This window comes from Hyphobacterium lacteum (assembly GCF_036330345.1).
GTDB lineage: Bacteria > Pseudomonadota > Alphaproteobacteria > Caulobacterales > Maricaulaceae > Hyphobacterium > Hyphobacterium lacteum.
The window spans coordinates 1-13177 of the sequence record NZ_JAZDRP010000002.1 but is presented as its reverse complement, the minus strand read 5'-3'; the positions used below and the strand labels follow the sequence as shown (position 1 = coordinate 13177).

General features: G+C 60.3%; 15 protein-coding genes and 1 pseudogene. 12 read left to right on the top strand and 4 right to left on the bottom strand.

The features are described from left to right. Positions 1–2: 2 nt before the first annotated feature. Entirely contained in the window at positions 3–593 is a 591-nt protein-coding gene (locus V0U79_RS02580; RefSeq protein ID WP_330197900.1) for a cytochrome b, read from the bottom strand. A 209-nt stretch (positions 594–802) separates the two neighbouring features. Here V0U79_RS02580 and V0U79_RS02575 point away from each other — a divergent pair, with 209 nt between their 5' ends. Beyond that, positions 803–2581: an acyl-CoA dehydrogenase gene (locus V0U79_RS02575; protein WP_330197899.1), complete on the top strand. Its 1779-nt coding sequence runs from the start codon at positions 803–805 to the stop codon at positions 2579–2581. Here V0U79_RS02575 and V0U79_RS02570 read toward each other — a convergent pair. Continuing rightward, positions 2578–2955 carry a magnetosome magnetite crystal formation protein family gene (locus tag V0U79_RS02570; RefSeq protein ID WP_330197898.1) on the bottom strand — a complete coding sequence of 126 codons (378 nt, stop codon included), beginning with the start codon at positions 2953–2955 and terminating at the stop codon, positions 2578–2580. The genes V0U79_RS02575 and V0U79_RS02570 overlap by 4 nt on opposite strands. Before the next feature lie 102 nt (positions 2956–3057). Here V0U79_RS02570 and V0U79_RS02565 point away from each other — a divergent pair, with 102 nt between their 5' ends. The 11 genes from V0U79_RS02565 (at position 3058) to V0U79_RS02515 (ending at position 11286) form a co-directional block, all read left to right on the top strand. Beyond that, positions 3058–3282 (top strand): hypothetical protein, encoded by a 225-nt coding sequence (locus V0U79_RS02565; protein WP_330197897.1) that lies wholly within the window; start codon positions 3058–3060, stop codon positions 3280–3282. Between the two features lie 14 nt (positions 3283–3296). Next, entirely contained in the window at positions 3297–3599 is a 303-nt protein-coding gene (locus V0U79_RS02560) for a YbjQ family protein (protein ID WP_373696430.1), read from the top strand. Beyond that, positions 3599–4366, top strand: coding sequence for a signal peptidase I (gene lepB / locus V0U79_RS02555; protein ID WP_330197895.1), 768 nt, complete (start codon positions 3599–3601; stop codon positions 4364–4366). The genes V0U79_RS02560 and lepB overlap by 1 nt, the downstream gene beginning before the upstream one ends. Before the next feature lie 21 nt (positions 4367–4387). Beyond that, positions 4388–5260: an SDR family oxidoreductase gene (locus V0U79_RS02550; RefSeq protein WP_330197894.1), complete on the top strand. Its 873-nt coding sequence runs from the start codon at positions 4388–4390 to the stop codon at positions 5258–5260. A 136-nt stretch (positions 5261–5396) separates the two neighbouring features. Then, complete coding sequence (locus V0U79_RS02545) at positions 5397–5801, top strand: SET domain-containing protein (RefSeq protein WP_330197893.1); 405 nt, start codon at positions 5397–5399, stop codon at positions 5799–5801. A gap of 41 nt (positions 5802–5842) precedes the next feature. Next, positions 5843–6781 (top strand): histone deacetylase family protein, encoded by a 939-nt coding sequence (locus V0U79_RS02540; RefSeq protein WP_330197892.1) that lies wholly within the window; start codon positions 5843–5845, stop codon positions 6779–6781. Positions 6782–6824: 43 nt separating this feature from the next. Continuing rightward, positions 6825–7418: a histidine phosphatase family protein gene (locus tag V0U79_RS02535; protein ID WP_330197891.1), complete on the top strand. Its 594-nt coding sequence runs from the start codon at positions 6825–6827 to the stop codon at positions 7416–7418. Positions 7419–7483: 65 nt separating this feature from the next. Then, positions 7484–7729 (top strand): exodeoxyribonuclease VII small subunit, encoded by a 246-nt coding sequence (locus V0U79_RS02530; RefSeq protein WP_330197890.1) that lies wholly within the window; start codon positions 7484–7486, stop codon positions 7727–7729. Further along, positions 7729–8616: a polyprenyl synthetase family protein gene (locus V0U79_RS02525; protein ID WP_330197889.1), complete on the top strand. Its 888-nt coding sequence runs from the start codon at positions 7729–7731 to the stop codon at positions 8614–8616. The genes V0U79_RS02530 and V0U79_RS02525 overlap by 1 nt, the downstream gene beginning before the upstream one ends. Positions 8617–8635: 19 nt before the next feature. After that, entirely contained in the window at positions 8636–10552 is a 1917-nt protein-coding gene (gene dxs, locus V0U79_RS02520) for a 1-deoxy-D-xylulose-5-phosphate synthase (RefSeq protein WP_330197888.1), read from the top strand. Between the two features lie 2 nt (positions 10553–10554). After that, a complete protein-coding gene (locus tag V0U79_RS02515) occupies positions 10555–11286 on the top strand; it encodes a TlyA family RNA methyltransferase (protein WP_330197887.1) in 732 nt (243 codons plus the stop codon). On the opposite strand, the gene V0U79_RS02510 is transcribed toward V0U79_RS02515, so the two are convergent. Further along, complete coding sequence (locus V0U79_RS02510) at positions 11287–12021, bottom strand: hypothetical protein (protein ID WP_330197886.1); 735 nt, start codon at positions 12019–12021, stop codon at positions 11287–11289. It lies immediately after the preceding gene. A 133-nt stretch (positions 12022–12154) separates the two neighbouring features. Continuing rightward, a pseudogene (locus tag V0U79_RS02505) lies at positions 12155–13177 on the bottom strand (hypothetical protein); the annotation flags it as partial.

Sequence of the window (13177 nt, the reverse complement as noted above, 5' to 3'; positions counted from 1 at the left end):
CTTTATCCCTTGACCTTGAGGAATGGCACCATGCGGGCGAGAACGTCGTCGCGATCGACAAAATGATGTTTCAGGCCAGCCAGCACATGCAGTCCCAACAGGATGAGTAGTGCCCATGCTCCTTTGGAATGCATGAAGGCGACGATCTCGTGCAGGCTCTCATTCTCGCCGGTCAAGGCCGGAATGGGCAGAGATGCCATATTGAATAACAGGCCTGTATCGGCGTCTGAAGCGGTAGAAGCTGCGAGCCAGCCTCCGAGCGGCAGGCCGATCATCAGAGCATAGAATGCCCAGTGCGTGGCCTTCGCGACCACCCGCTCCCAGGGCTTCATGCCGTCGGGAAGGGGCGGCGCCGGATGCGTCAGACGCCAGCCCAGCCGCCCAAGACTCAGCACAATAACCAGAAGGCCCACCGTCTTGTGCCAGTTAAAGAGGAAAAGGACCTCTTCGAGCGTCACCGATTCGTCGCCGGCCAGCAGGGCCGCGCGGGCATCGTCAGCCTGCCAGCCGAAAAATACCATTCCCACAAGAAGAATGGCGAGAATCCAGTGCAGGGTCAGGGCGACAGTGGAATAGCGATTCTGTGCACTCATATTCCTGGCTCCGCATTCGCATTGTTTGAATGGATAATATCTCTTTCCGCGGCTGACGCATCCCCATTCCCGGGAAGTGCGGTATTTCCCATGCAGAACAAAGTGGCGCCGTAAGGTGCGACAGAAGGCCCGCCAATAGATGCACCATGATGCTCGACGCCCCGGAATGCTGCGTTATCTTTGTTCGCCGTGGGCCTGGAGGGAATTGCATGTATCGCGCACCGATCGAAGATATCCGTTTCGCTCTGGAAGAGATTGCCGTCATGGACGGCCTCAAGACGACCGGCGCCTTTCCTGAATTGTCTTCGGACCTGACGGCGGCGATTCTCGAGGAAGCCGGCAAGTTTGCCAATGACGAGCTGGCGCCGCTGAACCGCCCCGGCGATCTGGCAGGCTGCAAGCTGGAAGACGGTGTGGTGACCACGCCGCCGGGGATCAGGGAGGCCTACGCAAAATTTGTCGAAGGCGGCTGGCAGGGCCTGCAATTTCCGGCAGAGCATGGCGGGATGGGTTTGCCGCGCGCTCTGGGCGCCGCCGTAATGGAGACCCTGCAATCGGCGAACATGGCGTTCAGCCTGGGCCCGATGCTGACCTTCGGCACGATTGAGGCGCTGATCGCAAAGGGCTCCGACGAACAGAAAGCGATGTATCTGCCAAAGCTGATGACGGGTGAATGGTCCGCGACCATGCAGCTGACCGAACCGCAGGCCGGTTCCGATGTCGGGGCACTGCGCACCAAGGCGGAACCGAATGGCGATGGCAGCTGGTCAATCTCGGGCCAGAAAATCTACATCACCTGGGGTGAGCATGACTGCGCCGAGAACATCATTCACTGTGTGCTGGCCCGCACCCCGGACGGGCAACCGGGCACGAAGGGAATTTCCCTGTTCCTGATTCCGAAAATCCTGGTGAATGAGGCTGGCTCGCTGGGCGAGCGCAATTCGATCCGGGCGATCGGGCTGGAACACAAGATGGGCATCCATGGCAGTCCGACTTGCGTGATGGAAATGACGAATGCGAAAGGCTGGCTGATCGGTGAGGAGTTCGGCGGCATGGCCGCCATGTTCATCATGATGAATGCGGCGCGTCTGGCTGTGGGCGTGCAGGGCGTCGGTATTGCCGAGCGCGCCTATCAGCAAGCCCTGGCCTATGCGATGGACCGCAAGCAGGGCCGCGCGCCGGGTGCAGACGGAGAGCCGCCACACGCCATCATCCACCATCCGGACGTCCGCAACATGTTGACCACGATGAAGGCCAAGATCGAGGCCGCCAGGGCGGTCTGTTATTGCTGCGCGGTCGCCGCTGACGAAGCGGAATATGAGGAAGACGAGGAAGACCGGGCCTATGCCAAGCGCCGTGAGGAATTGCTAACGCCGATCTCTAAAGCCTGGTCGACAGACATTGGTGTCGAGGTGTCGTCGCTGGGGATACAGGTGCATGGCGGCATGGGTTTCATCGAGGAAACAGGTGCGGCCCAGCATTACCGCGATGCCCGGATCGCACCGATCTATGAAGGCACGAACGGTATACAGGCCATCGATCTGGTTGGCCGGAAGCTGTCTATGGCTGGCGGGGCGCCGCTAGCCGAGTTGCTGGAGGATATCCGCCAGACGGTGGAGGATTGTTCGACCTCGTCCAATCCGGAACTTCCCAAGCTGGCGCGCCGTCTGGGCCCGGCCGCTGATGCTCTGGAAGCGGCGGCGAAATGGTTGATCGAGCCGGGCCGCGACCGGTCAGACATGCTGGCAGGTGCCACGGCCTTCCAGCAGCTTGCCGGCGAAGTGACTGGCGGCTGGCTTTTATGCGTGGGCGCAGTGTCGGCGCAACGCTTCCTGAAAATGGGTGAGGGCGACCCGGCCTTTGCTCATGGCAAAATCACCCTCGCGCGGCATTTCGCCGAAACAGTCCTGTCGCAGGCACCGACCGCTCTGTCCGGCATCCAGTGCGGTGCCGGACTTCTGGCCGATGATACAGCGCTGGGCGCCTAGACCCAGAAGGTCTTCGGGTCCGGGTTGGGGCGTCCGTCGATCAGGCGGATGAGGCCGACCACGACACGGATGATGACCCATAGCGTCCAGAGCAGCCAGATCAGGAAGGCTACCGGCAACAGGATAACTGTCAGCGCACATGCGGCTGCAATGACCAGCAGGACAATCGCATAGAACAGGGTGCGCAGCTGGAACTCATAATGATTGGCGATCCATTCGGGCGCATTTTCCCGGCGGAACCAGGCAATCAGCGCGGCGATGATCATGGTCAGGAAGTTGGCCGGTCCAATCAGGAAAAGCACGTAGCCAACCACAGCGAGCAGGCGCTCATTGGATTCGCTGCCGGTTTCGGCAGCAGGGGTGACGTTCTTCATTTCAGCCTCAATCGATGTTCATGCCTTTAGCGGCTTGTTTTCGTTGCGGTGTCACCGCACCATGAAAGTATGGCCAGAAAAGGTCAGCAGGAAAGGGTATCAATGCAAAGGATCCAGAGGCGCTTGTGGCTCGGTTACGGGCTGGTCTTCGGTGGTGCCGTCCTGTTGGCTCTTGCGCTGATTATCGACGCTGTTTCCGGGGCAATGCTCGGCTTTCCGCTGTCAATTATCTGGTTCTTCCTGGCGATAATCCCGTCCGCTGGAATCGCGCTGATCTTCCTGACAGCCATCGAGGAGCGGCCGGTTGAAAGGGAGAAACCGCGTTGAGCATTCCGGTGACCATGGCGCATGAAATCCCGGGCCGCGAAGTGGCGGAAATTATCGGCATTGCCCGCGGCAGCGTCGTGAAGGCGCGGTTTTTCGTCCGGGATATCTTTGCAGCGCTTCGCAACCTGATCGGAGGCGAGGTCAATGAATATTCGCGCTTGCTGGAGGAATCGCGCGAGGAAGCCTATGCGCGAATGCTGACGCATGCGCAAAGCCTCGGCGCTGATGCCATCATCAGCTTTCGTTTTTCGACGTCGGCCATTATGGAAGGGTCGTCGGAAATTCTCGCATACGGAACGGCGGTCAAGCTCAAGTGATGTCTTTTTTGAAACGGATGGCTGGCGGCGCGGCTGGCGAAGTCATGGATACGATCAGGTTTTTTGCCGGGGTTGCCGGCGTCTGGTTGACCATCATTACCTTCCTGTTTGCGCCTTTTCACATTCCATCTGAAAGCATGCAGCCGACACTTGAAGTCGGGGACCGCGTTCTGGTGTCGAAATGGGCCTATGGCTATTCGCGGCATTCGCTGCCGCTGGGCCTGGGCTATTACGTGCCGGACAGTGTCGATTTCCGTCTCTTTCCGCGGACGCCGGAGCGCGGAGATGTGATCGTGTTTCGCACGCCAGACCAGCGCCGCAACCTGATCAAGCGTGTGATCGGCCTGCCCGGAGATGTCATCCAGGTTCAGGAAGGGCGCCTCTACATCAATGGCGAGCTGGTGGAGCGTGAAGAGATCGAACAGCGGCGCTACCGTCCACATGCCCAGCCGAACCGGGTCGTGGAAGTCACAGCCTATGTCGAGACCCTGCCTGAAGGGGTTCAGCACGAAATCTACGAACGGTCCGACGAGGAAAGTCTGGACAATTACGGACCGGTCACGGTTCGGGACGGCTATGTGTTCGCCATGGGCGATAACCGGGACAGCTCGACTGACAGCCGTGTGGACCGCTACCGGGGTGGACCGGGCGATATCCGATTGACGGAAGTGGTGGGCCGCGCGGAAACCGTGATGTTCACCTTCAATCGTTGCCGCAATGATGCAGGGCTTTACTGCCCGACAGGACGGATCTGGCGGGGGCTGTAACCAATCCCAGGGGAGGATCGCATGTCACTTGAAGGCAAGACGCTTTTCATTACGGGGGCCAGCCGCGGTATCGGCCTGGCCATCGGCGAACGTTGCGCACGAGACGGTGCGAATGTGGTGATTGCGGCCAAGACGGCCGAACCCCATCCCAAGCTGGAAGGTACGATCTACACGGCTGCCGAGGCCATCGAGAAGGCCGGCGGCAAGGCGCTGCCGCTGGTGGTCGATATCCGCGATGAAGCGAATGTCGAGGAAGCTGTGGCCAAGGCGGCCCAGCACTTTGGCGGTATTGATGCCGTGATCAACAATGCCTCGGCGATTTTCCCGATGAGCACGAAGGACACGCCGGTCAAGCGCTGGGATCTGATGCACCAGGTGAATGCGCGCGGTACCTATCTGGTCACCCAGAAATGCCTGCCGCATCTGGAACAATCGTCCAACCCGCACATTCTGGCCCTTTCACCGCCCTTGGACATGCAGGTGAAATGGTTTGCCCCGCATGTCGCCTATACCAGCGCCAAATACGGGATGAGCCTGTGTATTCTGGGCTGGTCCGGCGAGTTCAAGGGGAAAATCGCGGCCAATGCGATCTGGCCGCGCACCGCTGTTGCAACCGCCGCCATCGCCAATGTGCTGGCAGGCGAAGAAGCCTTCAAGAACTGCCGTAAACCGGACATTCTTGCGGATACGGCCTGGCATGTGCTGAACAAGCCGGCGGCGGAATTCACCGGGAATTTCCTGATTGATGACAGCTTCCTGGTGTCGGAAGGCGTCACCAATCTGGACCAGTATTCGGTGTCTCCCGGAGAGGAATTGCTGCCGGACTTTTTCGTACCGGACAACCCGCCGGCGCCGCCGGGGGTGAAGATCATGGACATTCAGCTGACGCACTGATCTGCCGTCCAAAAATGTGATTTGCGTTTTCTGTAAAACCGTCAATATGGACGCTGGAGCGTCGTACTCTGCGGACGTTTGAGTCCGCTGGTCATTATGGGTCTGTCGACGCAGACGCCCTGGCGTTCGACCTGACATGTTACTGATTGATACCTATGCCGGCCCCAGCCATATTGAGGGCGTTGGCGTTTTTGCAGCCCAGCCTGTCCGAAAAGGCGCGCGTGTCTGGACCCTGGATCTCGGCATTGATCGCCTGATCTCTGCAGAGGAATTGGAACGGGCCAGCCCGGTCTTCCAGAAATTCGTCGAGCGCTATGCCTATTTCGATGCCGGCCTTGGCGGATATCTGCTGGATGGCGATCATTCCCGCTTCCTCAATCACAGCGATGATGCCTTGATCGAGTTTCGCAGCGATGGCGACGGATATGCTCGCCGGGCCATCCGCCGCGGCCAGGAACTGACCTGCAATTACAGTGAATTCATGCCGCAGCTGGTGATCCTCCCGTCACGGGTCGGGGATTTTCAGGCCAAACGCCTTTAAAGCGCTTTGACCTGACCGGCAGGACCGCTAGATCAGCGGTCATGAAAACGGTCATCCTCACCTCGCATGCCGGTTTCCAGCACCGTGTTCCGCCGCCGCATTCCGAATCTCCGGAGCGGCTGGGCGCTGTACTGGATGCTTTCGAAGCCAGTGCGGCAATCCGCGGCTTGCCGAGGATCGACGCCCGTCGCGCGACGCGTGAGGAAATCTCCCGTTTCCATAGCCCGGCGCATGTCGACATGGTCTTCAATGGTGAACCCGCCAGCCATGAAGCCTTTCACGGTTTTGATTTTGACACCTTCATGTCGCGCGGATCGCTGGAGGCCGCGCTGTGCGGCGCGGGAGCCGCGGTCCAGGCCGTAGACAAGGTGATGGCGGGCGAGGCCGAAGCGGCTTTTTGCGCAACGCGCCCGCCGGGCCATCATGCCGAACGTGACCGGCCGATGGGCTTTTGTCTTTTCAACAATATCGCCATTGCTGCCCTGCATGCGCTGGACGGGCATGGGCTGTCGCGCGTCGCCATTATCGATATTGATGTGCACCACGGGAACGGATCCCAGGAGCTGGCCGAAACCGAACCGCGTGTAGTCTTCGGCTCCATTCATGAATCGCCGCTCTATCCGGGGACTGGCCATGAGCACGAGACGGGGCTGAACGGCAATGTCATCAACGTCACGGTCGGCGGCGGCACCGGAGGCGAAATCTGGCAGCGCAGGCTGGATGAAGAGTTGATTCCTGCGGTGGAAGCGCAGCAGCCGGAACTGATCCTGGTGTCCGCCGGTTTCGACGGACACGAGGCGGACCCGCTGGCCGGGCTGATGCTGGAGGAAGCGGACTTTGCCCATGCGGCCCGCTCGCTTGCACAGCTTTCTCAACGCATAGCGTCTTCACGGCTTGTGTGTTGTCTGGAGGGCGGTTACGAACTTGGCGCGCTGGGGCGTTCCGCCACGGCCTTTGTCGAAACCTTGCTGGCGAGTTAGGGGGCTTGCCGGTAACGGCCCGTCCGCCCCCCGATCTGAACTTATGACCGATCCGAATCATCCAACCGAACCGGTTTGCGGTTCCATCACCATTGCGCGGCACGGCATGCCCGATGCTGATCGCACGGTGAAAATTGACTGGGAAGGTTATGAGCACTGGTGGAAGGGCTATGATGCGGCGGGCCTGGCGCCGGGCCAGGAGCCACCGGATGAGCTGGTGCAGGCCGCTGCCGAGGCCCGCGTCGTGTTTGCCAGTTCCCTGCCACGGGCTATCGAGACCGCCCGCGCCGCCGCACCCGATCGCCGGCTGGTGATTGATCCGGACTTTGTCGAGGCGCCATTGCCGCCACCGCAAATGTCGGGAACGCTGAAGCCCGGAACCTGGGGCGTTTATGCCCGGATATTCTGGTGGCTGGGTTTCTCACGCGGGCTTGAAACGCGGCGTGAGGCCGAGTTGCGGGCTGAACGTGCTGCTGACAAGCTGGTGATTGCCGCCGAAGAGGGCAATGTTGTCCTGTGTGCCCATGGCTGGTTCAACCGGATGCTGCGTCCGGCTCTGAAACGGCGTGGCTGGAGATGCGTGCAGGATGGCGGAGACACCTATTGGTCCAACCGCCGCTATGAAAAAATTCGCTAGGTGCGCCGGATTGCGGTCCGCATAGCGCCTGCCTAATGTGACGTCCGTCTAACAGGAGCCGACCCTTGTCCGATGCTGGCCCAAAAATAGAAGACATGAGCTTTGAAGCCGCACTGGCCGAGCTGGAAACGATCGTCCAGCAGCTGGAATCCGGTGATGTCGAGCTCGAGAAATCCATTGCCATCTACGAGCGCGGTGCGGCGTTGAAAGCGCATTGCGAGAAGAAGCTCCGCGAAGCCGAATTGAAGGTCGAAAAGATCGTTCTCGACGATAGCGGCAATGCGCGCACCGAAGATGCAGATCTTGCCTGATGGACGATTTTCGCGCGCTGCTGGCTGAGACCGCCGACCGCGTCACTGTCGCCATGGACGCTTTGCTGCCGCGCGCAAACGGGCCGGAAGCGCGTGTTATCTCGGCGATGCGATATGCCGCGCTGGGGCCGGGCAAGCGCTTGCGTCCCTTCATCGCGATCGAGGCTGGCCGGATGATTGGCGCTGACGAGACGGGTCTTTTGCGCGTTGCAACGGCGATTGAATGCATTCATGCCTATTCGCTGGTGCATGACGATTTGCCCTGCATGGACGATGATGATGTCCGGCGTGGCCGTCCGACCGTGCACAAGGAATATGATGAGGCAACTGCGGTACTGGCTGGCGATGCGCTGCAGACCTTCGCCTTTGAACTGCTGGCCGATCCGGATACGGACGCGAATCCCAACCGTCGCCTCGAGCTGATAACGAAACTGGCTCAGGCGTCCGGTGCAAAAGGCATGGTCGGCGGGCAGATGATTGATATGAGCGCCGACCGGATCGATGCCGATATCAATATCATTACGCGCATGCAGCGTATGAAGACCGGTGCGCTGATCGCCTTTGCGGCGGAAGCAGGGGCAATACTGTCTGGAGCGACAAAGGATGACCGGCGTGCTCTCGAAGGCTATGCGCACGATGTTGGCCTTGCTTTCCAGATCCGCGATGACCTCCTGGATGCCGAAGGCAGTCTGGATGAAACCGGCAAAGCGGTCGGCAAGGACGAAAATCAAGGCAAGGCCACTTTTGTGACCATTCTTGGCCTTGAAGGCGCGCGAGACAGGGCGCGTCGTCTTGCCGCGCAAGCCAAGGATCACCTTGAACCTTTCGGTGAAAGTGCAAAGCTTTTGCGACGCGCGGCCGATTATGTGCTTGAACGGCGCTCGTGAACGAAGGAAACGAATTCGAATGGCTGTAGAAACCCCGATCCTCGATGGCGTGAACACGCCCGACGACCTCAAGGGGATGCCGCTCGAGCGTTTGCGGCTTCTGGCTGATGATGTGCGCGCCGAGACCATTGATGCCGTTTCCACCACGGGTGGCCATCTGGGCGCCGGGCTAGGCGTGGTCGAGCTGACCGTCGCGCTGCACCATGTCTTCGATACACCCAAGGACGTGCTGATCTGGGATGTCGGCCATCAATGCTATCCGCACAAGATACTGACGGGACGCCGTGACCGGATCCGGACGTTGCGGCAGGGCGGTGGCCTGTCGGGTTTCACGAAGCGGTCGGAAAGTGAATACGATCCTTTCGGCGCGGCTCATGCCTCTACATCGATATCTGCAGCGCTGGGTTTCACCGTAGCGCGCGATCTGAAGTCCGAAGACCAGAATGTTATCGCTGTCATCGGTGATGGTTCGATGTCGGCAGGCATGGCCTATGAGGCGATGAATAATGCCGGGGCGATGGCCAAGAAAATGGTCGTCATCCTCAATGACAACGACATGTCGATTGCACCGCCCGTTGGTGCAATGAGCCATTATTTCGCGAAGCTGGTCTCGTCGCGCGGATATCGTTCCTTCCGCAAGATGGGCAAAGCAGTCGCCAAGGCTGTGGGCCTCGAAAAGACGATCCGCAAGGCCGAGGAATATGCCCATGGCATGGCGGTTGGTGGCACTCTGTTCGAGGAAATGGGCTTTTACTATGTCGGCCCGATCGACGGTCACGATCTGGAAGCCCTGACCCAGGTGCTGAAGAATGTGAAGGAATTCGATCGGGGCCCTGTCCTCGTCCATGTGGTGACACAGAAGGGCAAGGGCTATGCGCCGGCGGAAGCGTCGGACGACAAGTATCACGGCGTTTCCAAGTTCAATGTCATCACTGGCGAGCAAAAGAAGTCTGCTGGCGGGCCACCCAGCTATACCAAGGTCTTTGCCCAGTCGCTGATCAAGGAAGCGAGGCGTGATGAGCGTATCTGCGCCGTCACCGCCGCAATGCCGGGTGGCACGGGGCTTGACCTGTTTGGCGAAGCGTTTCCGGAGCGGACCTTTGATGTGGGTATCGCCGAACAGCACGCTGTAACCTTTGCCGGCGGTCTCGCAGCAGCAGGAATGAAGCCGTTTGCGGCCATTTATTCGACTTTCCTGCAGCGCGGCTATGATCAGGTCGTCCATGATGTGGCGATCCAGAAACTGCCTGTGCGCTTTGCCATCGACCGGGCAGGTCTTGTCGGCGCTGACGGTGCGACCCATGCGGGATCCTTCGATATCGGTTATCTGGGCGCGCTGCCGGGCTTTGTGCTGATGGCTGCCGCGGACGAGGCCGAGCTCGCCCGCATGGTTGCCACTTCGGTTGAAATCGATGACCGGCCGAGCGGATTCCGCTATCCCCGCGGCTCCGGCATCGGCCTTGATATTCCGGAAATTGCCGCGCCGCTGGAAATCGGCAAGGGCCGGATTGTCCGCGAAGGTACTCAGATTGCGCTGGTGTCGCTGGGCGGGCGCCTGCAGGAAGCGCTGAAGGCTGCGGACGAACTGGCGGCCAGAGGCCTCTCGACGACGGTGGCTGATGCCCGCTTCGCCAAGCCGCTGGATGAAGACCTTCTGACCCGCCTGGCGCGCGAACATGAAGTTGTCATTACCATTGAAGAGGGCGCCCGCGGCGGTTTCGGGGCCTTCGTTCTGCACTTCTATGCCGAACGCGGTGCTCTGGATCAGGGTCTGAAGATACGGACCATGACGCTGCCGGATGTTTTCCAGGATCAGGACACGCCCGAGCGCATGTATGACGAGGCCGGTCTGAACGCGCCGCACATCGTGGCCTGTGCACTGGATGCGCTGGGCCGAAATGAAGAGGCTGCGGCGGTCATCGGTGCCGCCCAATAGCGGTGAGCAAGTCCCGCCTCGACGTCTATCTGGTCGAACACTGCCAATTCGAAAGCCGTGCACGTGCCCGCGAAGCCATTGAGGCGGGCCTTGTCAGGCTTGACGGCAAGGTGGTACGCAAGGCGTCCACGCCGGTTACCGGCGGGGCGCGGGTCGAGGCCGAAGCTCTGCATCCCTTTGTCAGCCGTGCTGCGCTGAAGCTGAAGAAAGCGCTGGAGACATTTGATGTCGCGGTCGCTGGAAAGCACTGTCTGGATATCGGCACATCAACTGGTGGCTTCGTGGAGGTCCTGCTGGAAGCGGGGGCGGCGCGTGTCATCGGCGTTGATGTCGGATCCGGCCAGTTGCATCCCCGTCTTCGCGAGGATGAACGCGTCACCTCGCTGGAAGCTCAGGATGCACGCGATCTGACAGAATCGATGGTCGGGAGACCGGCGGTCATCACCTGCGATGCCAGCTTTATCGGCCTCGCCAAGGTCATTGAAATTCCGTTGTCTCTGGCAGCCGATCCGTGTGACCTGATCGCCCTGTTCAAACCGCAATTCGAGGTCGGACGGTCAGCCGTCGGAAAAGGCGGTATTGTAAAGGACAACGCCGCCCTGCAGGCGGCGCTGGAAAGGTTCCGTATCTGGCTGAACGGCCGCTACGGATTTGAAATTCGTAAGGTGACCGACAGTCCGATAAAAGGCGGGGATGGAAACCGTGAGTTTCTCATCCACGCCCGCAAGGGATAGTTACCGGGCCGGACGCCAGATGCCGTCGATGCCCTGGCACATATAGACCTCGTTGGCCGTTACCGAGCCATACTGGTTCTGGCTGCGCGTGGTCATCCAGCGGCAATTGCCGGTTTGCGGCGTAGCGGTCTGGTAGACACGCGGCTGGGTTGCCGGAGCTCCGGCCAGGCCCTCATTACCGTAATAGACGTTATTATTGTACGGATCCTGGTAATTGTACGGATCCTGATAATAGCCGTCATTGTTGCTGTAGGGCTGGTTATATCCGTAATCCGTCTGGCTGTAGCTATTGTCGTAATACGGGTCCTGATAGCCGTAATTGTCGCCATAATAACCGGTATCACGATTGCGATAGTCCGGCCCGCAGGGTTGACCACCGGCCACGCCTGCACCGACGAGCGCGCCAAGACCGGCACCGGCGACAACGGCGACATCATTGTCATGGCGTTGTTCATACCGGCGGCCCCGGTGGTAGCCACGGCCACCACGTCCGCGATAACCCCGATAACCGCCATGATGGCGGCCGCGGTAATTGTCGCGATCATCGATCTCGTCTTCGATCTCGGCGCCGAGCACGCCACCGATAATGGCTCCGACAATGGCGCCGGCGACCTGACGGCCCTGACGGTTGTTCTCGCAATCGGCCTGGGACTGATACTGGGTCTGCGCCTGGGCAGCCGGCACAAGCACGATCGCCGAAGCGGCAGAAACGAGGAGGGTGCGGATACCGATCATTTGACTTCTCCGATTTCAAAGCCGGACATTTCCGGCGTTGCTTCAACTTCTATGCCAGTCGTGATGAGCCCAGCATGAACAAAAAGCCGGCTCCTGTTCAGGAACCGGCTTTCTGCTCGCTCAGGGCTGAGACCTACTGGCGGCTTGCGACCTGCCAGCGTCCGTAAGCATCCTGGCACATGCGGACTTCGTCGATGACGTAGCTGCCGTCCGGCATGTAGATTTCGGCATCACCCCAGCGGCAACGGCGGCCACCGTAATTGTAATAATCACGGGCGGTCACGATACCGCGCACACCGGTGTACGGGTTGTGCCAGTAATAGGGCGAGCCGTTGGTGAAGGAGTAGCTGACCGCATAATGAAGCTGGCCGCGGTCACAATCATTCAGGGCCGAACCCAGGCCGGCTCCGAAGAAGCCGCCAATCAGTGCGCCTGCGGCGTCATCATCTGCTACAGCGGCACCGAAAAGGGCACCGAGAATGGCACCGGCCAGGACCTGATCACCGTTGGAACGGCAGCCCCGGTCATAATAGTGCCAGTTATTGTAGCGGTTATAGCCGGCATCGTAATAGCGCGTGTGGTAATGCCATGACGTACGGGCCGGCCGGCGATAGTTCCGGTAATAGGACCGGGCATCGTACTGGCCGTTCACATAGCCGCGGCGATAGGCACCGGCGCGGCCACCCCTGTTGGTATAGCGGCCATTGCGATAACCATTCCGATAGGCATCCCGACGGCCATTATAGCCCCGGTAGCCGTTGTGACGACTACGCCGGGCATCTCGGCCATCACGTACACCGTTGCGGTAAGCCGTGCCGCGACCATTGCGCTGGTCACGAATTCCATTGCGCTGACCGGTGCGGCCATCGCGCCATCCGTCACGATAGGCATCCCTGCGTCCGCCGTTCGCGCCGGAGCCGCGGAATGTGTTACCGCCGCGATTACCACCACGGGCACCATAGCCTCCGCGATTTCCACCGCGGGCACCCTGGCCATCACGTCCACCGCGATTGCCGCCGCGTGCGCCGGGGCCACCGGCACCGCCGCGATTGCCGCCGCGTGCGCCCCGTCCGTCGCCACCGCCACGGCCTTCATGACGGCTGAAACCACCGCTTTCATTGGGAAGCGTACCGACCGTCCGGCGTCCTCCTCCGCT